This window comes from Pseudomonas sp. AN-1, from assembly GCF_034057115.1.
GTDB lineage: Bacteria > Pseudomonadota > Gammaproteobacteria > Pseudomonadales > Pseudomonadaceae > Geopseudomonas.
Map to the genome: position 1 here is coordinate 3,015,047 of NZ_CP139195.1, position 24,699 is coordinate 3,039,745.

The window sequence follows — 24,699 nt, forward strand, 5'->3', positions numbered from 1 at the left end:
CGGGCAGACCCGCCTATCATCGAACGGGGGCGGCCGGCGGGGCCGCTCCCGAGGAGCCGGCCATGCATGCCATCGCCTTCATCCAGGACCTCGCCGTGCTGATGCTGGCGGCCGGACTGGTGACGGTACTCTTCCACCGCCTCAGGCAGCCGGTGGTGCTCGGCTACATAGTCGCGGGCTTCCTGATCGGCCCGCACACCCCGCCGTTCGCCCTGATCAGCGACGAACGGAGCATCCGCATCCTCGCCGAGCTGGGGGTGATCTTCCTGATGTTCGGCCTCGGCCTCGAGTTCAGCCTGCGCAAGCTGCTGCGCGTCGGCCCCACCGCCATCCTCGCCGCCTTCTTCGAGATCGTGCTGATGGTCTGGCTCGGCTACCAGATCGGCCGCCTGTTCGCCTGGAGCGCGATGGATGCGCTGTTCCTCGGCGCGATCCTGGCGATCTCCTCGACCACCATCATCGTCAAGGCCCTGGGCGACCTGAAGATGAAGCACGAGCGCTTCGCCCAGCTGATCTTCGGCGTGCTGATCGTCGAGGACATCCTCGGCATCGCCATCGTCGCCCTGCTCTCCGGCATCGCCGCCAGCGGCAGCGTGGCCGCCGGCGAAGTGTTCGCCACCCTCGCCAAGCTGCTGCTGTTCATCCTGGTGTCGCTGCTGGTCGGCCTGCTGCTGGTGCCGCGCGTCCTCGCCTACGTGGCGCGCTTCGGCAGCGACGAGACCCTGCTGGTCGCCGTGCTCGGCCTGTGCTTCGGCTTCTGCCTGCTGGTCACCAAGCTCGGCTACAGCCTGGTGCTCGGCGCCTTCCTGATCGGCGCGGTCATGGCCGAGTCGCGCCAGCTGGCGCAGATCGAGCGACTGGTCGAGCCGGTGCGCTACCTGTTCAGCGCGATCTTCTTCGTCGCCATCGGCCTGCTGATCGACCCGGCGGTGCTGCGCGAGCATGCCTGGCCGATCGCCGTGATCAGCCTCGCCGTGGTGCTCGGCAAGATCCTCAGCTGCAGCATCGGCGCCTTCGTCACCGGCAACGACGGACGCACCTCGCTGCGCGTCGGCATGGGCCTGTCGCAGATCGGCGAGTTCTCCTTCATCATCGCCGCCCTCGGCGTGCAGCTCGGCGTCACCAGCGACTTCCTCTATCCGGTGGCGGTGGCGGTGTCGGCGATCACCACCCTGACCACGCCCTACCTGATCCGCGCCGCCGACCCGCTGGCCCAGCGCCTCGCCAGGGCCATGCCGCCCGGCGTGGCGCGGGTGTTCGGCGCCTACGGCATCTGGCTGCGCAACCTGCGCCTGCCCGGCCAGCACGCCCTGCTGGCCAGCCTGATCCGCCGCAGCGTGCTGCACGCGGTGATCAACCTGGCGCTGGTGGCGGCGATCTTCCTCGGCGCCGGCTACTTCGCCGAGCCCATCGGCGCCTGGCTCGGCCGCCAGCAGCTGCCGCTGCCCCTGCACAAGGCGCTGATCTGGGGCGCCGCCCTGCTGCTCTCGCTGCCGCTGCTGATCGCCGCCTACCACCGCCTCAAGGCCCTGTCGCTGCTGCTCGCCGAGCTGGGCACGCGCGGCAGCCGCTCCCGCCGGGTGCGCCGGGTGCTCTCCGAGCTGATCCCGCTGCTGACCCTCGGCAGCTTCCTGCCGCTGCTCGCCACCCTCAGCTCGAGCATCCTGCCGCCGACCGAGTGGCTGCTGATCATCGGCCTGCTCGCCGTGGCCCTGCTCGCCCTGCTGTGGCGCTGGTTCGTGCGCCTGCATGCGCGCCTGCATGCCGCCCTGCAGGAAGCCCTCGACCAGCACGAGCCGCCCGAGCCCTGAGGCGCCCGCCGCGGCCCCGCGACATCACCAGTGCGAACGCATGCCGATCGGCACGCGCAGCGGTTCGCGGCGCCCCTCGGCGAGGCCGCACATCTCGTCGTAGGGCGACTGGTGCACCAGGTGGAAGGGCAGCAGCGGCACCTCCTGCAGCAGGTCGCGGGCGTGCTCCACCGAACGCAGGTGGCAGACGCGACCCTGCGCGTCGACCAGGCTGTGCGGGCGGCCATCCATCTGCGCCTCCAGCACGTAGATGCCGCCTTCCAGGGAGATCAGGTCGAGGCTGTCGATGCGCCCGGCCAGGGCGTGGGTGGACAGGTCGTGCAGGTTCATGGCGCTCACCTCGCATCTATTTGTACAAGAAAAACTGCAGGTACAGTATTTGTACAAAATGGTAGCACGGCAAGCCCGGGCCGCGACCACCCGTCAGGGCGGCCGCGCCGGCAGCCCCTGCGCTCAGCGCCGCCACAGCTGCACCCGCAGCAGGCGGGTCGGCGCCGAAGCCTCGAACAGCAGCAGGCCGCCAGCGTCGGCGGGCACAGCGGTGCCCCCGGTTGCGAGCATAGCTGCGTCCGCTGCGGCATCTGCTGCTGCGCTCGCTGCTGCGCTCGCACCGAACAACAGCCCCTCGCCGGCGGCCAGGGCGAACGGCCGGGCGTCGGCCAGCCAGCCGTCGAGGCGGCCGGCGGCGCAGTAGAACAGCTCCAGTTCGGCTTCGCGGCGCAGAAACTGGCGGCCGTGCAGGGTCAGCACCTGCAGGCGGTGGCGCCAGCGCGCGCGGCGGGTCATCACGTTGAAATCGCCGACCGGACCGGCGAGCAGCGCGGCGCTCACCGCCTGCTCGCCGGCGAACTGCAGCGGCGCGCAATCCTTGCCCAGCTCCACGGGCGCGCCACAGGCGAAGTCCAGGCGCAGACCGGCGCCCTCCAGCACCAGCAGGCTGCGGTCGACGCCGGCAAAGGCCGAGAACGGTCCGCCGCTGGCCACCTGCGCGCAGCTGATGCGCCAGTCGAAGTCGTCGAGGCCGGCGCCGGGCGGCGCCACGGCCAGCTCGCGGGTTTCGCCGCCGCCGTTCTTCCACGGCCGGCGCGGCGCGGCGGCTAGGCTGATCTTGCGCATGCTGCTGTGCTCCTCTGTACGGGCGGGCCCCATCGGCCGGCGGCAAATGTATATACATAAATGCCGGAGTCGCAAGCACCGCCACCGCGCACCGCCGCCCGCCCGGCTTTTTCCGCCCCCCGCCGGCCCGCCGGACCAGAAGCCTTCCTGCGCCTGCAACCCTTGCCACACCAGCCTTTGCACGACTTTCTCGCCACGCCCGGCAGCCCCTGGCCGGACCAACGGCAGTCGCAACTGTTGACGACCTTCGTCCTCGCCCCTATTGTATATACAAATAACGCCAACCGAAGGTCATCCAGCCCATGCCCGCAACCTCCACCCCCCGCCTGCTGTGGCGCGACGTCAGCGTCTTCGACGGCCTGCAGGAGCTGCCCGAGCCGATGGCCGTGCTGGTCGAGAACGGCCGCGTCGCCCTGCTCTGCCCGATGGCCGAGCTGGACGAGGCGCGCGTCGCCGGCGCCACTCTGGCCGGTCGCGGCGGGCTGCTGACCCCCGGGTTGGTCGACTGCCACACCCACCTGGTGTACGCCGGCAACCGCGCCGGCGAGTTCGAACAGCGCCTGGAAGGCGCCAGCTACGCGGAGATCACCCGCGCCGGCGGCGGCATCCTCGGCACCGTGCGCGCCACCCGCGCGGCCAGCGAGGACGAGCTGTTCGCCCTGGCCCGTCAGCGCCTCGAAGCGCTGATCGCCGACGGCGTGACCACCGTGGAGATCAAGTCCGGCTACGGCCTGTCGGTCGAGGACGAGCTGAAGCTGCTGCGCGTCGCCCGCCGTCTGGGCGCAGAGTTGCCGGTGCGGGTGCTGACCAGCCTGCTCGGCGCCCACGCCCTGCCGCCCGAGTACGCCGGCAACAGCGATGCCTATATCGAGCTGATCTGTGCAGAGATGATCCCGGCGGCCGCCGCCGAGGGCCTGGCCGATGCGGTGGACGTGTTCTGCGAGAACATCGCCTTCAGCCCGGCACAGTGCGAGCGGGTATTCGCCGCCGCCGAACGCCACAACCTTCCGGTCAAGGCGCATGCCGAGCAACTGTCCAACCAGGGCGCCAGCGCGCTGGTGGCGCGCCACCACGGCCTGTCCGCCGACCATATCGAATACCTCGACGAAGCCGGCGTCGCCGCCATGGCCGAGGCCGGCACCGTCGCCACCCTGCTGCCCGGCGCCTTCCTGGTGCTCGGCGAGACCCAGCGCCCGCCGATCGAGCTGCTGCGCCAGTACGGCGTGCCGATGGCCCTGGCCAGCGACGCCAACCCCGGCACTTCGCCGCTGTTCCTGCCCACCCTGCTGCTCAACCTGGCCTGCAGCCTGTTCCGCCTTACCCCGCGCGAGGCGCTGGCCGGGATGACCGCCCACGGCGCCCGCGCCCTCGGCCAGACGCAGCTCGGCCGCATCGCCGTCGGCCTGCCCGCCGACCTGTGCCTGTGGGACGTCGAGCGCGCCGCCGAGCTGGCCTATGCGGTGCAGGCCGGTCGCCTGCGCCAGCGCATCTTCAATGGAGCCCTCAGCGGTCCAAAAGGAGCCGTAACCAATGAACGTTGATCGCCAGAACATGGACGCCTGGAGCGGCCGCGTCGACCCCGAGGCCGACAGCCCGCGCTGGCACCAGCGCATCCAACCGCTGGGCGCGGACAGCCAGCCGGGTCTGGCCCTGCTCGGCTTCGCCTGCGACGAGGGCGTGCGTCGCAACCACGGCCGGGTCGGCGCCGCCGGCGCCCCGCAGGCGATCCGCAAGATGCTCGCCAACCTGGCCTGGCACCGCCGCGGCCCGGCCTACGACGCCGGCGACATCTGCTGCGCCGATGGCGATCTGGATGCCGCTCAGCAGCGCCTCGGCGCCAGCGTCGCCGAACTGCTCGGCGCCGGCCACCTGCCGGTGGTCCTCGGCGGCGGCCACGAAGTGGCCTACGGCAGCTGGCAGGGCGTCGCCGCGCATCTGGCGGAGAAGCTCGGCCGCGCACCGCGGCTGGCCATCGTCAACTTCGACGCCCACTTCGACCTGCGCGACCCGGCCCACGTGCACTCCTCCGGCACGCCCTTCGCGCAGATCGCCGAGGCCTGCGCCGCGCGCGGCTGGCCGTTCCGCTATGCCTGCCTCGGCGTCAGCCGCGCCGCCAACACCCGCGCGCTGTTCCAGCGTGCCAGCGAGCTGGGCGTGCTGGTGCGTGAGGACTTCGAGATCTGCGAAAGCACCCTGGAAAGCATCGGCGCCGAGCTGGACGCCTTCATCGCCGATGCCGACGCCGTGTACCTGACCGTCGACCTCGACGTGCTGCCGGCCTGGGAAGGTCCCGGCGTCAGCGCGCCGGCCGCCCACGGCGTGTCCATCGCCCTGCTCGAACCCCTGATCGAGCGCCTGCAGGCCAGCGGCAAGCTGCTGCTCGCCGAGCTGGCCGAACTGAATCCCGAGCACGACCAGGACAACCGCACCGCCCGGGTGGCGGCGCGCCTGATCCACCGGCTGTCCCTGCACGGCTGAACCCATGACAACAACAAGCGAAAGAGGAACCCCGATGAGCACCATCGATCCGCGCCACGACCCGAGCCGCAAGATCGCCGCACCGACCGGCACCACCCTGCGTTGCAAGAGCTGGCTGACCGAAGCGCCGCTGCGCATGCTGATGAACAACCTGCACCCGGACGTGGCGGAAAAACCTGAGGATCTGGTGGTCTACGGCGGCATCGGCCGCGCCGCGCGCAACTGGCAGTGCTACGACAAGATCGTCGAGGTGCTCGAGCGTCTGGAGGACAACCAGACCCTGCTGATCCAGTCCGGCAAGCCGGTCGGCGTGTTCGAGACCCACAAGGACGCCCCGCGCGTGCTGCTGGCCAACTCCAACCTGGTGCCGCACTGGGCCACCTGGGAGCACTTCAACGAGCTGGACCGCAAGGGCCTGGCCATGTACGGGCAGATGACCGCCGGCAGCTGGATCTACATCGGCAGCCAGGGCATCGTCCAGGGCACCTACGAAACCTTCGTCGAGGCCGGCCGCCAGCACTACAACGGCGACCTGACCGGCCGCTGGGTATTGACTGCCGGATTGGGCGGTATGGGCGGCGCCCAGCCGCTGGCCGCGAGCCTGGCCGGCGCCTGCTCGCTGAACATCGAGTGCCAGCAGTCGCGCATCGACTTCCGCCTGCGCACCCGCTACGTCGACGAGCAGGCCACCGATCTCGACGATGCCCTGGCGCGCATCGACCGCTACACCAGCGCCGGCAAGGCGGTGTCCATCGCCCTGTGCGGCAACGCCGCCGAGATCCTCCCCGAGCTGGTGCGCCGCGGCGTGCGCCCGGACCTGGTCACCGACCAGACCAGCGCCCACGACCCGCTGCACGGCTACCTGCCGCTGGGCATGAGCTGGGACGAGTACGTGGCGCGCGGCAAGGTCGAGCCGGAAGCGGTGGCCAAGGCCGCCAAGCGCTCGATGGCCGTGCACGTGCAGGCCATGCTCGACTTCCAGAAGATGGGCGTGCCGACCTTCGACTACGGCAACAACATCCGCCAGATGGCCCTGGAAGAGGGCGTCAAGAACGCCTTCGACTTCCCCGGCTTCGTCCCGGCCTACATCCGCCCGCTGTTCTGCCAGGGCATCGGCCCGTTCCGCTGGGTGGCGCTGTCCGGCGATCCGGAGGACATCTACAAGACCGACGCCAAGGTCAAGGAACTGATCCCGGACAACCCGCACCTGCACCGCTGGCTGGACATGGCCCGCGAGCGCATCAGCTTCCAGGGCCTGCCGGCACGCATCTGCTGGGTCGGCCTCAAGGACCGCGCGCGCCTCGCCCAGGCGTTCAACCAGATGGTCGCCAACGGCGAGCTGAAGGCGCCGATCGTCATCGGCCGCGACCACCTGGATTCCGGCTCGGTGGCCAGCCCCAACCGCGAGACCGAGGCCATGCTCGACGGCTCCGACGCCGTGTCCGACTGGCCGCTGCTCAACGCCCTGCTGAATACCGCGGGCGGCGCCACCTGGGTGTCGCTGCACCACGGCGGTGGCGTGGGCATGGGTTATTCGCAACACTCCGGGGTGGTGATCGTCGCCGACGGCAGCCCGGGCGCCCACGCCCGCCTCGGCCGCGTGCTGCGCAACGACCCGGGCACCGGGGTGATGCGCCACGCCGATGCCGGCTACCAGATCGCCATCGACTGCGCCCATGAGCAGGGTCTCGACCTGCCGATGATCAATCCGGTCAAGGGAGCCTGAGCCATGACCCACAACCTGCATCTCGTCCCCGGCCAGCTGACCCTGGCCCAGCTGCGCGCCGCCTACCAGCAGCCGCTGCGCGTCACCCTCGATAACAGCTGCCACGCCGCCATCGACGCCAGCGTGGCCTGCGTCGAGAGCATCATCGCCGAGGGCCGCACCGCCTACGGCATCAACACCGGCTTCGGCCTGCTGGCTTCGACCCGCATCGCCCCGGCCGACCTCGAGAAGCTGCAGCGCTCGCTGGTGCTGTCGCACGCCGCCGGCGTCGGCGAGCCGCTGGACGACGCCATGGTCCGCCTGATCATGCTGCTCAAGGTCAACAGCCTGGCCCGCGGCTTCTCCGGCATCCGCCGCAAGGTGATCGACGCGCTGGTCTCCCTGATCAACGCCGAGGTCTACCCGCACATCCCGCTGAAGGGCTCGGTGGGCGCCTCCGGCGACCTCGCCCCGCTGGCGCACATGTCGCTGGTGCTGCTCGGCGAGAGCCGCGCGCGCTACCAGGGCCAGTGGATCGACGGCCGCGAGGCACTGGCGGTGGCCGGCCTCGAGCCGCTGACCCTGGCCGCCAAGGAGGGCCTGGCCCTGCTCAACGGCACCCAGGCCTCCACCGCCTACGCCCTGCGTGGCCTGTTCGAGGGCGAGGACCTGTTCGCCGCCGCCACCGTCTGCGGCGGCCTCAGCGTCGAGGCCATGCTCGGCTCGCGCGCCCCGTTCGATGCGCGCATCCACGCCGCCCGCGGCCAGCGCGGGCAGATCGACGTGGCCAGCGCCTACCGCGACCTGCTCGGCGCCAGCAGCGAAGTGGCTCGCTCTCATGAAAAATGCGACAAGGTCCAGGACCCCTACTCGCTGCGCTGCCAGCCGCAGGTGATGGGCGCCTGCCTGACCCAGCTGCGCCAGGCCGCCGAGGTGCTGCAGATCGAGGCCAACGCGGTGTCGGACAACCCGCTGGTGTTCGCCGCCGAGGGCGACGTGATCTCCGGCGGCAACTTCCACGCCGAGCCGGTGGCCATGGCCGCCGACAACCTGGCGCTGGCCATCGCCGAGATCGGCTCGCTGTCCGAGCGGCGCATCTCGCTGATGATGGACATGCACATGTCGCAGCTGCCGCCATTCCTGGTCGCCAATGGTGGGGTGAATTCCGGCTTTATGATCGCCCAGGTCACCGCCGCGGCGCTGGCCAGCGACAACAAGGCCCTCGCCCACCCGCACAGCGTCGACAGCCTACCGACCTCGGCCAACCAGGAGGACCACGTGTCCATGGCGCCGAACGCCGGCAAGCGCCTGTGGAGCATGGCCGACAACGTGCGCGGCATCCTCGCCATCGAATGGCTGGGCGCCTGCCAGGGCCTCGACTTCCGCACCGGCCTGAAGACCTCGGCGAAGCTGGAACAGGCGCGCAGCCTGCTGCGCGACCGGGTGCCCTACTACCAGGAAGACCGCTTCTTCGCCCCGGACATCGAGGCGGCCAGCGCGCTGCTCGCCGCGCGCGGCCTCAACGCGCTGATGCCAGCCGGGTTGCTGCCCTCCCTGGGCTGACCGACGCCAACGTGCCCTGCCCGCGGCCCTGCGCCGCGGGTACGGGCCGCTGCGTCCTGCTTTTCCCCGACAACAACAACTAGCGAGTGGAAAACGACATGAATGCAATCGTTCTGGCCGTGCTGGTGATGGTCGTGCTGGCCATGCTGCGCGTCTCGGTGGTGTTCGCCCTGATCATCGCCGCGGTGGTCGGCGGCCTGGCCGCCGGCATGCCGATGGACAGGATCGTCGCCGCCTTCGGTGACGGCCTGGGTGGCGGCGCCCCGGTGGCGCTGGCCTACGCCGCCCTCGGCGCCTTCGCCGTGGCGCTGTCGCGCACCGGCATCGCCCAGCGCCTGTCGGCGCGCGTGGTCGCCCATCTGGGCCACGGCGAGCAGGCCAGCGGCAACCTGGTGCTGATCAAGTGGGGCATCCTCGCCGCGCTGATCGTCGCCGGCGCCCTGGCCGAGACGCTGATCCCGGTGCACATCGCCTTCATCCCGCTGCTGGTGCCGCCGCTGCTGTACGTGATGAACCGCATGCACCTCGACCGCCGCCTGGTGGCCTGCGCCATCACCTTCGCCATCACCACCCTGTACATGGCGGTGCCGGTGGGCTTCGGCGCGATCTTCCTCAACGACATCCTGATCGCCAACATCAACCAGGCCGGCGCCGCCCAGGGCTTCAGCGTCACCCGCGACATCGCCCCGCAGGCCATGCTGCTGCCGGCGCTGGGCATGGTCGCCGGCCTGGCCATCGCCGCCTTCAGCTACCGCCGCAAGCGCAGCTACCAGAGCGTCGCGGCCAGCGGCGAGCCGGTGGAACACGCCAGCGGCTCGCTGAGTCGCCGCCAGGTGGGGATGATCGGCCTGGCCCTGCTGCTGGCGCTGGTGGTGCAGCTGTGGACCGACTCGATGATCTTCGGCGGCCTGGTCGGCTTCGCGGTGATCTCGCTGAGCGGGGTGATCGCCTGGCGCGAGCAGGACGACGTGGTGGTCCAGGGCATGCGCCTGATGGCCCAGGTCGGCTTCATCATGATCGCCGCCGCCGGCTTCGCCGCGGTGATGAAGGCCACCGGCGGCATCCCGCAGATGGTCGAGGACTCGGTGCAGCTGATCGGCGACAACCGCGCCATGGCCGCGCTGGTCATGCTGCTGGTGGGGCTGTTCATCACCATGGGCATCGGCTCGTCGTTCTCCACCGTGCCGATCATCACCGCGATCTACGTGCCGCTGGCGCTGGGCTTCGGCTTCTCGCCGCTGGCCATCGTCGCGCTGGTCGGCACCGCCGCCGCGCTGGGCGATGCCGGATCGCCGGCCTCCGACTCCACCCTCGGCCCGACCGCCGGCCTCAACGCCGACGGCCAGCACGACCACATCTGGGACACCGTGGTGCCGACCTTCCTGCACTTCAACCTGCCGCTGCTGGCCTTCGGCTGGGTGGCGGCGATGGTGCTGTAAGGGAGGGCACGCTCGCCCGGGTCAACGCATGACCCTGTAGGGGCGAATTCATTCGCCGGCGCGACCCCGTCAGGCGAATGAATTCGCCCCTACGGCTTTCCGGCCCCCTGCGATTGCCCCGACGAGCCGGGTATCATCCCGCCAGCCGCGAACATGAAGGAATCAGCCGTGACCAGCACACCGCGCTACAAGCAGATCGAGGACTTCCTGCTCGAGCGGATCGACAGCGGCGCCTACCCGGCGCACCACCAGATACCCCCCGAGGAACAGCTGGCCCGCGACTTCGGCGTCAGCCGGATGACCGCCAACAAGGCGATCCGCGACCTGGTGCAGAAGGGCTACCTGGTACGCCAGGCCGGCCTCGGCACCTTCGTCACCGACCGCAAGGCCGAGTCCTCGCTGCAGGAAGTGCTCAACATCGCCGCCGAGGTGCGCGGCCGCGGCCACCGCTACTCCAACGACGTGCTGCGCTGCGAGGCCATCGCCGCCGACGACGAGGTGGCCCTGCGCCTGGGCGTGCGCCTGGGCAGCCAGGTATTCCACACCGTCCTCGTGCACCGCGAGGACGAACTGCCGATCCAGCTCGAGGAACGCTTCGTCAACCCGCGCTGGGTGCCCGATTACCTGACCACCGATTTCTCCCGGCACACCCCCAACGAGGTGCTGGTCGCCGCCTGCCCGATCTCCGACGTCGAGCACGTGGTCGAGGCGGTGCTGGTCGACCAGCCCACCGCCGACGCGCTGGGCATCGACACCACCGCGCCCTGCCTCTCGGTGATCCGCCGCACCTGGTCGGGGGAGAACCTGATCAGCTACGCGCGGCTGATCCATCCGGGGGACAGGTACAAGCTGCGGTCGTCGATGCGGGGGTTGGGGGGGTAGGGAGCGGCCTCACTTGCCACCTGTGGGAAAGCCCATATGGAACATGGGAAGTGCACTCATAGTTTTATCGGCTCCCCATAATGTCTCGGCTCCGAATGCAGGACCTCTACATCAACTACCGCCCTGACTCTTGAAAAAACCTCTCGCACCTTGGTACGCAATCCGCTATAAGCACCAACTTCCCCGGCATTGAAGCCTGTGAGATTGACACCATTGGCCTTGCCTATGTAGATGGCCCTCGCATTGTGGAACTCCTGAGAAATCACGATGCCTGAAGCCTGGCCAAAGACATGCCTGAATCTCACTACCGAGTCCAGGGTTCTGCCCCCGGCATAGTCACAGTAGATATCCGCTATCGGCACCCCCTGCTCCACCAGGCTCTGCCGCATATCCTCCGGCTCGTTGTAGTCATGATGCCGATTGTCTCCAGAAACCACGATCCTGGAGCATTTGCCTGCCGCATACACCTGCTTGGCCGCCTCGATCCTGAACTTGTAGAACAGGTTCTCGCCACCACTCTTCAGATATTTTGAAGTTCCAAGCACCAGGCACGCTTTTTCCGTGGGAAGCTCGTCCACAACATTGCCGGAAAAATCCTGATATCGGATCACCTTCAGATTCGCATAGGCGAAAAAAGCCACCAGCAGCGAAACAGAAACAAGCAATAATTTCTTGAATGACATTCCTGTCGAACCTCTTCCTGATGTATATAACGAAGCAAATAGGGTAACCAACGGCGCGATTTTTTCTACCGATCCCAGCGGCGGGCAATCGCTGCGCGAGTTACCCGCCCTGCCGGACCGGGCCGGCATCGCTCCCGGCGCCGGCAAGAACACCGGCGCCCTCCTCCAGCACCTTCCACAACCGCCTCACCGCCGGCTTGTGCAGCAGCGCGCAGCGGTACAGGCGGATCTCCAGCGGCACCTGCCACTGCTCGCCGCCGCACACCGCCAGCTCGCCGCGCGCCAGTTCGTGCTCCACCGACAGGCGCGGCACCCAGGCCACGCCGAGGCCCTGCAGGGCCATACTCTTCAGGCTGTCGGCCATCGCCGTCTCGTACACGGTGGTCGAGCGCAGGCCGCGCTGGCGCAGCAGCAGGTTGACCGAGCGGCCGAGGAAGGCGCCGGCGGTGTAGGCCAGCAGCGGCACGCTCTGCCCGCCGTCGAGGTCGAACAGCGGGCGGCCGGCCTCGTCCACCGCGCACACCGGCAGCATGGCGGTGGCGCCCAGGTGCAGCGAGGGGAACAGCTCGGGGTCGAGCTGCAGCGAGGCTTCCGGGTCGTAGTAGGCGAGGATCAGGTCGCAGGTGCCGTCGCGCAGGGCGTGCATCGCCTCGCCGACGTTGGTGGCGACCAGCCGGCTCTTGATCGTCAGGCCGGCGCGGCGCAGGCCGGCGATCCAGGTCGGGAAGAAGCCGAGGGTCAGCGAGTGGGCGGCGGCGAACTGCAGCATGTCGCCCTGCTCGCCCTCCAGGTCGTGCAGGTGGCGCACCGCCTCGCCGAGCTGGCCGACCACGTTGCGTGCGGTGACCAGGAACAGCTGGCCGGCCTCGGTCAGTTCCACCGGGGTGCGCGCGCGGTTGACCAGGGTCAGGCCGAGGGCCTCCTCCAGGGCGCGGATGCGCCGGCTGAACGCCGGCTGGGTGACGAAGCGCTTGAGCGCCGCCTGGGAGAAGCTGCGGGTGGCGGCCAGGGCGACGAAGTCTTCCAGCCACTTGGTTTCCAGGTTCATCGCGCCTCCGTCGGCCGCAGTCGGATCGCCGGCGTCAAGCCGCCGTTACAGCTTCATTATGCCGATTCGGCATGACCCAGCAAGCAACAGCATTGGCCGCCGCTCCGCCACAGCCCCTAACCTATGGGCGTCGCGGTGCTCACCGCCATCCTTCGGAACCTCACGCCATCATGTCCGCTGCTGCATCCTTCCGTATCGAAAAAGACCTGCTCGGCACCCTCGAAGTCCCCGCCGATGCCTACTACGGCATCCAGACCCTGCGCGCGGTGCAGAACTTCCGCCTGTCCGGGGTGCCGCTGGCGCACTACCCGAAGCTGGTGATCGCCCTGGCGATGGTCAAGCAGGCGGCGGCCGACGCCAACCACCAGCTGGGACACCTCGACGGCGACAAGCATGCAGCGATCAGCAAGGCCTGCGCGCAGCTGATCCGCGGCGAGCACCACGACCAGTTCGTGGTCGACGTGATCCAGGGCGGCGCCGGCACCTCGACCAACATGAACGCCAACGAGGTGATCGCCAACCTGGCGCTGGAGGTCATGGGCCGGCCGAAGGGCGACTACAAGGCGCTGCACCCGAACAACGACGTGAACATGGCGCAGTCGACCAACGACGCCTACCCGACCGCCATCCGCCTCGGCCTGCTGCTCGGCCACAACACCCTGCTGGCCAGCCTGGACAGCCTGATCCAGGCGTTCGCCGCCAAGGGCGAGGAGTTCGCCGGGATCATCAAGATGGGCCGCACCCAGCTGCAGGACGCCGTGCCGATGACCCTCGGCCAGGAGTTCCGCGGCTTCGCCACCACCCTCGGCGAGGACCTCGACCGCCTCAAGCGCCTGGTGCCGGAGATGCTCACCGAGGTCAACCTCGGCGGCACCGCCATCGGCACCGGCATCAACGCCGACCCGCGCTACCAGAAGCTGGCGGTCACCCGCCTCGCCGCGATCAGCGGCCAGCCGCTGGTGGCGGCCGCCGACCTGATCGAGGCCAGCTCGGACATGGGCGCCTTCGTGCTGCTGTCGGCCATGCTCAAGCGCACCGCGGTCAAGCTGTCGAAGATCTGCAACGACCTGCGCCTGCTGTCCAGCGGCCCGCGCACCGGCATCAACGAGATCAACCTGCCGCCGCGCCAGCCGGGCAGTTCGATCATGCCGGGCAAGGTCAACCCGGTGATCCCCGAGGCGGTCAACCAGGTCGCCTTCGAGGTGATCGGCAACGACCTGGCGGTGACCCTCGCCGCCGAGGCCGGCCAGCTGCAGCTCAACGTGATGGAGCCGCTGATCGCCTACAAGATGTTCGACTCGATGCGCCTGCTGCAGCGCGCCATGGACATGCTGCGCGAGCACTGCATCGTCGGCATCACCGCCAACGCCGCGCACTGCCAGCACCTGGTCGAGCACAGCATCGGCCTGGTCACCGCGCTCAACCCGTACATCGGCTACGAGAACGCCACGCGCATCGCCAAGCTGGCGCTGGACAGCGGCCGCGGCGTGCTGGAACTGGTACGCGAGGAAGGTCTGCTCGACGAGGAGATGCTGGCCGACATCCTGCGCCCGGAGAACATGATCGCCCCGCGCCTGGTGCCGCTGAAGGGCTGATCGCCATCCTGTTCCAGGCGCCGCCGGTGTCCTTTTTGTCGGCACAACAGAACGCGCCGGCGGCGCCTGACATCCTTGCGGCGCGCGATGCGCGCCACCCGACAACCGGCATGGAGAGGTCCCATCCCGGTGTCCTTGGGACGCTCATGGCTCGTCCCTTTTTTCTTCCCTCCACCCCCGGAGCCTTTCCGGGGGCTTTTTTTCCATCGCCCGTGCCGGCCGCGGCTCACTCGATCTCGAACAGGCCGTCGCGGATGTGCGCACCGGACAGGCGCTCGCGGATGTTGGCGTCGATGCGCGGGTCGTCCGGGCTGTACAGCATCACCTGGCGGTAGGCGGCGACGCGGTTGATCTCGCTGCCGAGGTAGTCCCACACCACCCGGGTGCAGGCCGGGGTGCGGCGGTCGCCGCTGGAGACGCCGGTCTTCAGGCCGTTGAGGCGGCTGATGCGGCTCTTGAAGCTGGGGATGAGGATGGTCTGGCTCATCTCGTTGCCGGTCAGCGACTCGTAGTCGATGAGGAACAGGCGGTCCTGCAGGTAGAAGGCGGCGCCCAGGTAGCGACAGCGCACCCAGTCCTCGGCGCTGCCGCCGGCGGCCCGCTCCTGGCGTTCCTGGCGCTCGAACAGGAAGTTGCCGCGCTCCTCGCGCAGGTGCACCAGCGACAGCAGGATCTGCCCGGGGACCGACATGCAGTTGGCGTATTCGAAGTAGTAACCGCAGTAGCGCGCCAGGCTGGTGGCGTGCTCGCGCAACGGCTGCAGCAGCTCGAGCAGGGGATCCTGCACGGACTGCGCAGGGCCGTCGGTACGCGCGCCGATCAGGCGGGCGAACTGGTCGGCCGGCAGGCCCAGCTCGTATTCCTCGACACCGAAGAAGTCGCAGATGCGCTTGAGGTTGTAGGGGGTCGGGCGGCTCTGCCCGCCGAGGTACTTGTTGAACTGGGCGCGGTTGAGGCCCAGCTTGCGGCAGACCTCGGCGATGGAACGGTAGTGGCTGCAGAGCAGCTTGAGGTTGTGGCCGAGGTGTTCGGACATGGCGCTGCTCCCATGGTGCGACTGACGCGAATATAGCATCAGGTCGCGCCAACTCGCCGCTACCCGCGAAATTGTCTGACCAGCGGAGTTGGCCAACCATAGCCCCTTCGCGGCGGGCAACAGCAACACCCGGCAACACTCTGACTAGAACAACAAGAGAGGCACCCCCACATGCTCGATCTCCTCAACGACCTGCTCTGGAGCAAGGTCCTCATCGTCACCCTGGTCGGTCTCGGCCTGTTCTTCACCCTGCGCTCGTCGGTGGTGCAGCTGCGCTACTTCGGCGACATGTTCAAGATCTTCGCCAGCGCCACCAAGCGCAAGGAAGGCCAGCTCAGCTCGTTCCAGGCGCTGATGCTGTCGGTCGCCGGCCGCGTCGGCGCCGGCAACATCGCCGGCGTGGCGGTGGCCATCATGCTCGGCGGCCCGGGCGCGGTGTTCTGGATGTGGGTAGTGGCGCTGCTCGGCATGGCCACCAGCTACTTCGAGTGCTCGCTGGCCCAGCTGTACAAGCGCCGCAACGCCGACGGCACCTACCGCGGCGGCCCGGCCTACTACATCCTCCACGGCCTCGGCCAGCGCTGGATGGCGGTGCTGTTCTCGGTGCTGCTGCTGGTGACCTTCGGCTTCGGCTTCAACGCCCTGCAGTCCTTCACCGTCGCCAGCTCGCTGCAGGACGCCTTCGGCGTGCCGACCATCGCCAGCGGCGTGGTGCTCGCCGCGATCATGGCGCTGATCGTCTTCGGCGGCATCAAGCGCATCGCCAGCATGGCCGACGTGCTGGTGCCGATCATGGCGGTGTCCTACATCGGCATGGCGCTGTTCGTGGTCGGCAGCAACATCAGCGAAGTGCCGGCCACCCTGGCGCTGATCGTCAAGAGCGCCTTCGGCCTCGAGGAAGCCTTCGCCGGCAGCGTCGGCGCGGCGATCCTGATGGGCGTCAAGCGGGGCCTGTTCTCCAACGAGGCGGGCCTCGGTAGCGCGCCCAACGTCGCCGCGGTGGCCGAGGTGCCGCACCCGGCCGCCCAGGGCATCGTGCAGTCGCTCAGCGTGTTCATCGACACCATCCTGGTGTGCACCAGCACCGCGCTGATCATCCTGCTCTCCGGCGTCTACCAGCCGGGCACCGAGATGGCCGGCGTGGTGCTGACCCAGACTGCCCTGGCCGCCCTGGTCGGCGAGTGGGGCCGCATCTTCGTCAGCCTGGCGCTGCTGCTGTTCGTGTTCACCACCCTGGTCTACAACTACTACCTCGGCGAGAACGCCCTCGGCTTCTTCAGCCAGAAGCCGGCGCTGGTCAAGGTCTACCGCGCCCTGGTGATCGCCCTGGTGCTGTGGGGCTCGGTGCAGGACCTGTCCACCGTGTTCGCCTTCGCCGACGTGACCATGGGCCTGCTGGCGCTGGTCAACCTGGTGGCCCTGGCCCTGCTGTACAAGACCGTGCTGCGCCTGATGCGCGACTACGACCAGCAGATCGACGACGGCATCGAGCAGCCGCAGCTCGACCGCAGCCAGTTCGCCGACCTCGACCTCGACCCGGCCGCCTGGCCGCAGGCCGGCGAAGCCGCCAAGGCCGCCGCGGCCAGCCCGGCCAAGGGCGGCGCCGCCAGCCGCGCCTGAGTGCTGCGGCCGGCGGAGTCCTCCGCCGGCCGTACCCCCTGCAGGCGCCGTCGGTGCCTTTGTCGGCCTCGACCGGCGGCGCCTGCACCCCTCCCCCGCAGCCCGGAGAATCCACCATGTCCGACACCCTGGGCCGGCTGCTGCTGCTCGCCCTCCTGCTGGTGCCCGGCGTCACCCGCGCCGCGCTGCCCGCCGACTACCGCGTGCACCTGCTGACCGAGAACTTCCCGCCGTTCAACATGGCCGCCGACGGCCGCAACTTCGCCCGCGACGACCAGGTGCAGGGCCTCAGCGCCGCGCTGGTGCGCGAACTGTTCGCCCGCGCCGGCATCGCCTACAGCCTGACCCTGCGCTTCCCCTGGGACCGCGTCTACCGCCACACCCTGGAAAATCCCGGCAGCGGGCTGTTCTCCACCGCCCGCCTGCCCGAGCGCGAGGCGCAGTTCAAATGGGTCGGGCCGATCGCCGAGTACCACAGCGTGCTGGTCGCCGCGCCCGGCCGCGAGTTCGCCCTCAGCGACCTCGAGCAGGCGCGCGCCTACCGCATCGGCGCCTACAAGAGCGCCGCGGTCAGCCAGCTGCTGGAGCGCCGCGGCATCGCCGCCAGCGCCGCGCTGAACGACCAGGACAACATCGGCAAGCTGCAGCGCGGGCAGATCGACCTGTGGGCCACCTCGGCGCCGGTGTGGCAGCACCACGCCCGCTTGGCCGGCGCCAGCGGCCTGCACGAGGTGCTGCGCCTGCAGACCGATCCGCTGTACCTGGCCCTGCACAGGGACACCCCCGACGAGGTGGTGCAGCGCCTGCAGCGCGCCCTCGACCAGATGCGCAGCGAAGGCTGGAGCGCCTGCACCCGGCAGCCGCAGCTGTGCCAGTAGACCCGGGCCGGGACGGCCGCGGCCAATGGCTAGCTGCCACCCACCCGCTCCGGCTGCGACAATGCCGGCCTTTTTCGTTGACGTGCGTCCAGGAGCCCGAGCCATGAACGCCCCCCACAAGCTGCTGGTGCTGTACACCGGCGGCACCATCGGCATGCAGACGAGCGCGGACGGCCTGGTGCCGGCCGACGGCTTCGAGGCGCGCCTGCGCGCCGAGCAGGCCGCCCACCCCGAGCGCCCGGCGCCGGCCTGGGTGTTCCGCGAGCTCTCGCCGCCGATCGACAGCGCCAACATGAGCCAGGACCACTGGCTGGCGATGCGCGACGCCATCGTCGGCGCGGTGACGGAGGACGGCTGCGACGCCGTGCTGCTGCTGCACGGCACCGACACCCTGGCCTACAGCGCCGCGGCGCTGTCGTTCCTGCTGCTCGGCCTCGGGGTTCCGGTGGTGCTGACCGGCTCGATGCAGCCGGCCGGAGTGCCCGGCAGCGACGCCTGGGACAACCTGTTCGGCGCCCTCGCCGTGCTGGCCGAGGGCGTCGCCCCCGGCGTGCACCTGTACTTCCACGGCCGCCTGCTGCACGGCGCGCGCGCCAGCAAGGTGCGCAGCGAGGCATTCGACGCCTTCGCCGAAGTCGCCCGCCCGCGCCACGGCGAGGCGGCGGTCGAGCTGCCGGCCGCCCTGCGCTGGCGCCAGCCGCGCCGCCCGGCGAACGTCGCCGTGCTGCCGCTGTTCCCCGGCCTGCAGGCCGCCCAGGTGCGCGCCCTGCTCGCCACGGGCGTCGAAGCCCTGCTGCTGGAGTGCTACGGCAGCGGCACCGGTCCGTCCGACGACGAGGCCCTGCTCACCGCGCTGCGCGAGGCCCACGCGCGTGGCGTGGTGCTGGCGGCGATCAGCCAGTGCGCCGAGGGCCACGTCGAGTTCGGCGTCTACGCCGCCGGCAGCCGCCTGGCCGCCACCGGTCTGGTCGGCGGCGGCGGCATGACCCGCGAGGCGGCGCTGGCCAAGCTGTTCGCCCTGCTCGGCGCCGGCCTGGATCAGGCCGAGGTGGAGCGCTGGTTCGCCGTCGACCTGTGCGGGGAACTGCGCGACTGAGGGCGCCCCGCCCGCAAACGAACACGCCTCCCGAAGGAGGCGTGTCGCATACGCGAATCGAGGCTCAGACCATGCTCGGGTCCGGCTCCAGGCCCATCAGTTCGCGGCCGAGGATCTGCGCGCAGACGTCGTAGTCGGTGTAGGCGTGCGCGCCGGTCATGTGCGAGTCGCGGAACAGCCGCTGGATCTCGTTGCCCTCGAACCAGCTCATCGCACCGGCGGCGGCGAACAGGCGGTCGACCGCCTCGATGCACATCTTCACCGCATAGGCCTGGTTGGTCCGCCAGCAGGCCAGCTCGGCGCGGGTCGGGTACTGGTGGCGCGCGGCGAATTCGGCGTGCTCCTGCCAGGTCTTCTCGAGGAACGCGCGCGCGGCGGCGACCTGGTGGGTCGACTCGGCCAGGCGCATCAGCGCCGGAGTGGCGGTGCCGACGCTGGCGCCGGTGTAGGCGCGCACGCGGTTCTGCTGCTTCTCCCGGAAGGCGACCAGCATGCGCTCGGCAACGCCCAGGCTGATGGCGGCGAAGCCGCAGGCGAAGTACGGACGGTACGGCGCGTAGAAGATCTTGCTGTCCGGATACAGGCCGAAGCCGGCGGAGCTGCCCTCCATCATGTCCTTCGCGGCCTGGATGCGGTGCTCGGGGATGAAGGCGTCCCTGATCACCAGGGTCTTCGAGCCGCTGCTGCGCATGCCGATGGCGAACCAGTCGTCGCGGATCTCGTAGTCGCTGCGCGGCAGCACGCCGAAGCTGTACACCGGCTCGCCCGCGGCGTTCATCCGGCGCATGCCGACGATGGCCCATTCGGCGTGGTCGCAGCCGCTGCTCCAGCCCATCTCGCCGCTCAGGCGCACGCCGCCCTCGACCTCCTCGATGGTGCTGAACGGCGCGATGCTGCTGCTCGCCGTGGCATCCGGATTGTCGCCCCAGATCTCGTCCTGCAGCTGTTTGGAGAACATCGCCAGCTGGTGGCTGTGGGTGCACAGCAGGCTGAAGGCCCAGGCGGTGCCGCCGCAGGCGCCGGCCAGGGCGACGATGCATTCGGTGAACTCGGGCAGGGAGATTTCCATGCCGCCGTAGGCCTTGGGCTGGAAGGCACGGTGCAGACCGATGCTCTTCAGCAGGGCGATGTTCTCGTCCGGAACCTTGCGCTCGATCTCGGCCTGGGCGGCATTGGCGGCGATCTGCGGCAGGATCGCCTTGAGGTCTTCGAGAAGCGGATTGTGCTTGTGCATTGCAGCCTCGTCTTGTTCTTGGTGGCTTTTCGGAAGTCCCGTGCGCCCCGCAGCGGGGCCTGGTCCCTGCCCGGGATCGTTGACGCACGAGGATTATTGACCGCACGAAAAGTGGCGATAAATGCACGCAACGGTCTTACCGCTGTACTTTCCATGGCAGGCAGACGCTGAAAACCGGAAAACCACCGCGAAAAAGTGCAATACCGGACAGCCTGCAGCGTCCGGCAACCGCGCCCTCAGAACACCGACCAGCCGATCCGCTCGCTGAGCTTCTCCAGCGCCGCCATGCCGGCCAGCGAGTTGCCCGAGGCGTTCAGCTCCGGCGACCACACGCACACCGCGAAGCGCCCCGGCACCACCGCCACCAGACCGCCGCCGACGCCGCTCTTGCCCGGCAGGCCGACCCGGTAGGCGAAGCTGCCGGCCTCGTCGTACAGGCCGCTGGTGGCCATCACCGCGTTGACCTGGCGGGTCTGCTGCACCGTCAGCACCGCCTCGCCGCTGTGCGGGCAGCGCCCCTGGTTGGCGAGGAAGGCGAAGGCGCGCGCCAGGTCGACGCAGTTCATCGCCAGCGCGCAGTTGTGGAAGTAGCTGCGCAGCACCGCCTCCACCTCGTTGGCGAAGTTGCCGAACGACTGCATCAGGTAGGCCATCGCCGCGTTGCGCGCGCGGTGCTGGTACTCGGACTCGGCCACCCTGGCGTCGGAGACGACGTGCGGATTGCCGGACAGGCGGCGGACGAAGTCGCGCATCGACAGCGCCGGGGCGGCGAAGCGCGACTGGTTGATGTCGCTGATCACCAGCGCGCCGGCGTTGATGAACGGGTTGCGCGGCTTGCCGCGCTCCAGCTCCAGCTGCACCAGCGAGTTGAACGGCTGGCCGGACGGCTCGTGGCCGAGGCGCTGCCAGATCGCCTCGCCGGAATGCTGGATCGCCTGGACCAGGGCGAACACCTTGGAAATGCTCTGGATGGAGAACGCCGTGCCGGCGTCGCCGGCGCTGTACAGCTGGCCGTCCACGCCGTACACGGCGATGCCCAACTGGTTGGCCGGCACGCTGGCCAGCGCGGGGATGTAGTCGGCCACCTTGCCCTGACCGATCAGGGGGCGGACTTCGTCGAGAATCTCGTTGAGCAGCTGCTGCATGGAGGGGGCGGAATCGTTGTTATTGGAGAACGACTAGACGCTCCGGCCGCCCCTGCGCATCACAGCCGCCGCGGGCTTTTCCGCACCGCCGGACCACGCCGGCCGGCCTTGCGCTAAGGTGCACTGCAGAGTGTCCCGCTCCGGAGCCCGCCATGCGCCCGCCTGCCCTGCCCCTGCTCGCCGCAATCCTCCTCGCCGCCTGCGCCACCCCGCTGCCGCCGCACGATCCGGGCAAGGCCTGGATCGAGGTCCGCGGCGACCCGGCCATCCAGCTCGGCGCCGACCAGCTCGACGGGCGGAGCTGGGCGGACCGCCGCTACTTCCAGGTCGAACCGGGCGAGCATCGCCTGCAGGTGCGCCTGGGCTTCGAGGTGCCCGGCGGCAGCGGCCCGGACAACCACGACGGCGGCGGCTGGCGTACCTGCATCCTCGAGGTGCGCTACGGCGGATTCGCCGCCGGTGCGCGCTATCGCCTGAGCGGCCGCGCCATCGCCCACCGCGCCGTGGCCCAACTGCAGGACGAACGCGGCCAGACCCTGGCGCGCGCCCGGGTGCTGCGCTGCGGCGCGCTGTGAGGCGGCTCAGCTGCCGACGATGCGGAAGCCGATCTTGATGGTCACCTGGTAGTGGCCGACCAGGCCGTTCTCGATGTGCCCGCGGGTCTCCAGCACCTCGAACCAGTCCATGTGGTGCACGGTCTTGGCCGCCTCGGCCAGGGCGTTGTTGATGGCGTCCTCGATGCTGGTGCGCGACGAGCCGACCAGCTCGATCTTCTTGTAGGTGTGGTGATCCGACATGACGGCGCTTCTCCGCTGACTGGGGTCCACTGAACGCTAGTCAAGCCGCGCCGACCCGGCAAATCCGCCACGCCGCTGCAGCGCCGCCAGCCGCTCGCGGCGCGCGCCCTCGCCCAGCGCGGCCAGCTCGGCGGCGCGCGCATGGAAGCGCGGCCAGTCGCCGCCGGCCTCGGCGAACAGCGCGGCGAAGGCCGGCACCCACTGCTCGTAGAGGCCGAACGGCAGCAGCCGCGCGTTGTTCAGCGGGCGGGCGAACCAGGCGTCGAAGCGCGCGTCGCCCTGCCAGGGGCCGTCGCGCAGCGCCGCATACTCGCCGCGCAGGCGCTGGAACTCGGCCTGCTTGAGCGCACGCAGCGCCTCCGCCGCCAGCGGGCGGGCGTACAGCGCCTCGAGGCGCGCGCGGCTGGCCATCACCAGCGCGACGAACTGCTCGCGCTGGCGCTCCAGGTGCGCCGGCGGCGGCGGCAGATGGCGGGCGCGGCGCCACTGGCGCAGGCCCTCCTCCTCGACGAAGCGTGCGTAGGACTCGTTGAAGGCGGTGTCGCCGGGCAGGTACAGGCGCTGGTGGGCCAGCTCGTGGAAGATCAGCGCCGCCAGCCGCGCATCGCTCCAGGCCAGCATGCCGGCGAGCAGCGGATCGTCGAACCAGCCGAGGGTGGAATAGGCCTCCACCCCGGCCACCGCGGTGTCCAGCCCCTGCACACGCAGCAGCGCGGCGGCGCCGCGGGCGCGCTGCTCGTCGAACCAGCCGCGGTAGGCCACGCAGCCGGCGATGGGGAAGCAGTGGGTCACCGGCTCCAGGGAAAACTCGGGCGTGGCGAACAGGTTCCACACCACGTAGGGGCGGCCGAGGTCGGCGTACAGGCGGTAGCTGCGGTTGTCCGGCAGGGCCAGCCGCGCGCTGGCGAAGGCGCGGGCGTCCTGCGCCAGCGTCAGGCGCTGGCGCAATTCCGCCGGCTGGCCGGGATCGGCGAGCAGCTCGTCCACCGGCTGGCGCGCGGCCAGCAGCTGCCACTGGCCGCCGGCCAGCTGGGCGTAGTAGCCGAGGCTGGAGCAGCCGGTCAGCAGGACGAGCAAGGAGAGCAGGCAGAGGCGCAACATGCCGACCACGCTAGCCGATCGCCCCGCCTGCCGCCAGCCAGCGTGCGGCGCTATGCTGAACACAGATCCCCCACTCCCGGAGCCCGCCATGCGCGCCCTCCTCCTGCTGGCCGCGCTGAGCCTGCTCGGCGCCTGCGCCAGCCCCCTGCCTGCCCCCGATCCGCAGCAGGCCTGGATCGAATTCCGTACCGAACCCGGCGAGCTGCTGATGGCCGAGAAGCTCGACGGCCGGCGCCTCGACGACGGCCGCTACTTCCAGGTCAGCCCCGGCGCCCACCGCCTGGAGGCGAGCTACCGCTTCGAGGAGTACATCGGCTCGATGTTCGCCCGCGATCCGGTGTACATGCTCTGCTACCTGCGCCTGGACTACGCCGGCTTCGCCGCCGGGACGCGCTACCGCTTCGTCGCACGCCACCAGCTGCTGCGGACCGAGTCCTGGCTGGAAGACGCCAGCGGCAAGCGCCTGGCCGACGGCCAGGAGTGGCATTGCATCAACCAGTAGGGGCGAATTCATTCGCCACAATGCCGCGTAAAGGCGAATGAATTCGCCCCTACGGGGTCGTCGCCAGCTCGGCGCGTAGCCACGCCGCCAGCTCCACCGCCCGGCGGTCGCCGCCGCGCGCCGGCACCCACAGCGCCAGCCGCGCCGGGGTGGCGACGAAGCCCCAGGGCGCCTCCAGCCGCCCGGCGGCCAGGTCGTCGGCGACCAAGAGCTGCGGGGCGATGGCCACGCCGAGGCCGGCCACCGCCGCCTCCAGCAGGTAGTAGAGATGCTCGAAGCCCTGGCCGAGGCTGAGGCCGGCCGGATCGAGCCCCTGTGCGCGAGCCCACTGCGGCCAGGCCTGCGGCCGCGAGGCGGTGTGCAGCAGCGGCTCGCCGAGCAGCACACTCGCCGGCGCCGCACGCAGCGCCGCGTAACGCGCGTGGCGGCTGGACAGCACCGGGCCGATGCGTTCCTCGGCCAGCTCGAACACCTGCATATCCGCCGGCCACGGCGGCGCGGCGAACCACAGGGTGGCGTCCAGCCCCGGCCGACGCGGGTCCAGCTCGCCCTCGCTGGCGGAGAGCTGCAGGCGCAGCTGCGGCAGGTCGCGCTGCAGGCGGTCGAGGCGCGGGATGAACCAGCGCGCCAGCAGGCTGCCCGGACAGCCGAGCACGAACGGCGCCTGCGCGCGACCCTCGCGCAGCTCCGCACACACGCTGCGCAGGTCGTCGAAGGCCGCCGCCGCCACCGCACTCAGGCGTAAACCGGCATCGGTGAGTTTCACGCCGCGTCCGTCCTTGGCCAGCAGCGCCACGCCGAGGTGTTCCTCCAGCGCGCGCAGCTGGCGGCTGACCGCGCCGTGGGTGACGTGCAGCTCCGCGGCGGCGCGGCTGACGCTGCCCAGCCGCGCAGTAGCCTCGAAGGCACGCAGGGCGTTCAGCGGAGGGAGGTCGCGGAGCTGGCTCATCGGTGATTTTTCCTGACAGGT

The 24,699-nt window shown here is 70.0% G+C and carries 23 protein-coding genes; 13 read left to right on the plus strand and 10 right to left on the minus strand.

Annotated features, from left to right (window positions below):
• Window positions 1-62 precede the first annotated feature (62 nt).
• Window positions 63-1,811: a cation:proton antiporter gene (locus SK095_RS14140; protein ID WP_320546633.1), complete on the plus strand. Its 1,749-nt coding sequence runs from the start codon at window positions 63-65 to the stop codon at window positions 1,809-1,811.
• Between the two features lie 24 nt (window positions 1,812-1,835).
• Here SK095_RS14140 and SK095_RS14145 read toward each other — a convergent pair whose 3' ends face one another.
• The gene (locus SK095_RS14145; RefSeq protein WP_320546634.1) at window positions 1,836-2,141 is read right to left on the minus strand and encodes a DUF6482 family protein; all 306 of its coding nucleotides are present in this window, start codon (window positions 2,139-2,141) and stop codon (window positions 1,836-1,838) included.
• Between the two features lie 123 nt (window positions 2,142-2,264).
• Entirely contained in the window at window positions 2,265-2,927 is a 663-nt protein-coding gene (locus SK095_RS14150; RefSeq protein WP_320546635.1) for a HutD family protein, read from the minus strand.
• 302 nt (window positions 2,928-3,229) lie between these two features.
• On the opposite strand from SK095_RS14150, the gene hutI reads away from it, so the two are divergent.
• The 6 genes from hutI (at window position 3,230) to hutC (ending at window position 10,994) form a co-directional block, all read left to right on the plus strand.
• Window positions 3,230-4,468, plus strand: a complete 1,239-nt coding sequence (gene hutI, locus SK095_RS14155; RefSeq protein ID WP_320546636.1) for an imidazolonepropionase — start codon at window positions 3,230-3,232, stop codon at window positions 4,466-4,468.
• A complete protein-coding gene (gene hutG / locus SK095_RS14160) occupies window positions 4,458-5,405 on the plus strand; it encodes a formimidoylglutamase (protein ID WP_320546637.1) in 948 nt (315 codons plus the stop codon). The genes hutI and hutG overlap by 11 nt, the downstream gene beginning before the upstream one ends.
• 34 nt (window positions 5,406-5,439) lie before the next feature.
• Window positions 5,440-7,131 carry a urocanate hydratase gene (gene hutU, locus SK095_RS14165; protein ID WP_320546638.1) on the plus strand — a complete coding sequence of 564 codons (1,692 nt, stop codon included), beginning with the start codon at window positions 5,440-5,442 and terminating at the stop codon, window positions 7,129-7,131.
• Window positions 7,132-7,134: 3 nt separating this feature from the next.
• Complete coding sequence (gene hutH, locus SK095_RS14170) at window positions 7,135-8,673, plus strand: histidine ammonia-lyase (RefSeq protein ID WP_320546639.1); 1,539 nt, start codon at window positions 7,135-7,137, stop codon at window positions 8,671-8,673.
• A gap of 98 nt (window positions 8,674-8,771) precedes the next feature.
• Window positions 8,772-10,112: a Na+/H+ antiporter family protein gene (locus tag SK095_RS14175; protein ID WP_320546640.1), complete on the plus strand. Its 1,341-nt coding sequence runs from the start codon at window positions 8,772-8,774 to the stop codon at window positions 10,110-10,112.
• A 153-nt stretch (window positions 10,113-10,265) separates the two neighbouring features.
• Window positions 10,266-10,994 (plus strand): histidine utilization repressor, encoded by a 729-nt coding sequence (gene hutC / locus SK095_RS14180; protein WP_320546641.1) that lies wholly within the window; start codon window positions 10,266-10,268, stop codon window positions 10,992-10,994.
• 56 nt (window positions 10,995-11,050) lie between these two features.
• On the opposite strand, the gene SK095_RS14185 is transcribed toward hutC, so the two are convergent.
• Window positions 11,051-11,677 (minus strand): vancomycin high temperature exclusion protein, encoded by a 627-nt coding sequence (locus SK095_RS14185; RefSeq protein WP_320546642.1) that lies wholly within the window; start codon window positions 11,675-11,677, stop codon window positions 11,051-11,053.
• 100 nt (window positions 11,678-11,777) lie between these two features.
• Entirely contained in the window at window positions 11,778-12,725 is a 948-nt protein-coding gene (locus SK095_RS14190; protein WP_320546643.1) for a LysR substrate-binding domain-containing protein, read from the minus strand.
• 170 nt (window positions 12,726-12,895) lie between these two features.
• Here SK095_RS14190 and SK095_RS14195 point away from each other — a divergent pair, with 170 nt between their 5' ends.
• On the plus strand, window positions 12,896-14,320 hold the full coding sequence (locus SK095_RS14195; RefSeq protein ID WP_320546644.1) for an aspartate ammonia-lyase: 1,425 nt from the start codon (window positions 12,896-12,898) through the stop codon (window positions 14,318-14,320).
• A gap of 226 nt (window positions 14,321-14,546) precedes the next feature.
• Here SK095_RS14195 and SK095_RS14200 read toward each other — a convergent pair whose 3' ends face one another.
• A complete protein-coding gene (locus SK095_RS14200; RefSeq protein ID WP_320546645.1) occupies window positions 14,547-15,356 on the minus strand; it encodes a helix-turn-helix transcriptional regulator in 810 nt (269 codons plus the stop codon).
• A gap of 171 nt (window positions 15,357-15,527) precedes the next feature.
• Between SK095_RS14200 and SK095_RS14205 the strand changes: the two genes are divergently transcribed.
• The 3 genes from SK095_RS14205 to SK095_RS14215 all read left to right on the plus strand — a co-directional run bounded on the left by SK095_RS14205 (window position 15,528) and on the right by SK095_RS14215 (window position 18,950).
• Window positions 15,528-16,976 (plus strand): alanine/glycine:cation symporter family protein, encoded by a 1,449-nt coding sequence (locus tag SK095_RS14205; protein ID WP_320546646.1) that lies wholly within the window; start codon window positions 15,528-15,530, stop codon window positions 16,974-16,976.
• Window positions 16,977-17,092: 116 nt separating this feature from the next.
• The gene (locus SK095_RS14210; protein ID WP_320546647.1) at window positions 17,093-17,854 is read left to right on the plus strand and encodes an ABC transporter substrate-binding protein; all 762 of its coding nucleotides are present in this window, start codon (window positions 17,093-17,095) and stop codon (window positions 17,852-17,854) included.
• A 103-nt stretch (window positions 17,855-17,957) separates the two neighbouring features.
• The gene (locus tag SK095_RS14215; protein ID WP_320546648.1) at window positions 17,958-18,950 is read left to right on the plus strand and encodes an asparaginase; all 993 of its coding nucleotides are present in this window, start codon (window positions 17,958-17,960) and stop codon (window positions 18,948-18,950) included.
• A gap of 64 nt (window positions 18,951-19,014) precedes the next feature.
• Here SK095_RS14215 and SK095_RS14220 read toward each other — a convergent pair whose 3' ends face one another.
• Together SK095_RS14220 and glsB are read right to left on the minus strand one after the other, a co-directional pair.
• The gene (locus SK095_RS14220; RefSeq protein WP_320546649.1) at window positions 19,015-20,184 is read right to left on the minus strand and encodes a p-hydroxyphenylacetate 3-hydroxylase oxygenase component; all 1,170 of its coding nucleotides are present in this window, start codon (window positions 20,182-20,184) and stop codon (window positions 19,015-19,017) included.
• A gap of 236 nt (window positions 20,185-20,420) precedes the next feature.
• Window positions 20,421-21,329, minus strand: a complete 909-nt coding sequence (glsB, locus tag SK095_RS14225; RefSeq protein ID WP_136491786.1) for a glutaminase B — start codon at window positions 21,327-21,329, stop codon at window positions 20,421-20,423.
• Window positions 21,330-21,481: 152 nt separating this feature from the next.
• Between glsB and SK095_RS14230 the strand changes: the two genes are divergently transcribed.
• Window positions 21,482-21,904 carry a hypothetical protein gene (locus SK095_RS14230; protein WP_320546650.1) on the plus strand — a complete coding sequence of 141 codons (423 nt, stop codon included), beginning with the start codon at window positions 21,482-21,484 and terminating at the stop codon, window positions 21,902-21,904.
• Between the two features lie 6 nt (window positions 21,905-21,910).
• Here the strand turns inward: SK095_RS14230 and SK095_RS14235 are convergent, their stop codons facing one another.
• Window positions 21,911-22,126, minus strand: coding sequence for a dodecin (locus SK095_RS14235; RefSeq protein WP_136491784.1), 216 nt, complete (start codon window positions 22,124-22,126; stop codon window positions 21,911-21,913).
• A gap of 36 nt (window positions 22,127-22,162) precedes the next feature.
• On the minus strand, window positions 22,163-23,227 hold the full coding sequence (locus SK095_RS14240; RefSeq protein WP_320546651.1) for an aminopeptidase: 1,065 nt from the start codon (window positions 23,225-23,227) through the stop codon (window positions 22,163-22,165).
• An 88-nt stretch (window positions 23,228-23,315) separates the two neighbouring features.
• Between SK095_RS14240 and SK095_RS14245 the strand changes: the two genes are divergently transcribed.
• The gene (locus SK095_RS14245; RefSeq protein ID WP_320546652.1) at window positions 23,316-23,729 is read left to right on the plus strand and encodes a hypothetical protein; all 414 of its coding nucleotides are present in this window, start codon (window positions 23,316-23,318) and stop codon (window positions 23,727-23,729) included.
• A 49-nt stretch (window positions 23,730-23,778) separates the two neighbouring features.
• Here the strand turns inward: SK095_RS14245 and SK095_RS14250 are convergent, their stop codons facing one another.
• Window positions 23,779-24,678: a LysR family transcriptional regulator gene (locus tag SK095_RS14250; protein ID WP_320546653.1), complete on the minus strand. Its 900-nt coding sequence runs from the start codon at window positions 24,676-24,678 to the stop codon at window positions 23,779-23,781.
• Window positions 24,679-24,699 lie beyond the last annotated feature (21 nt).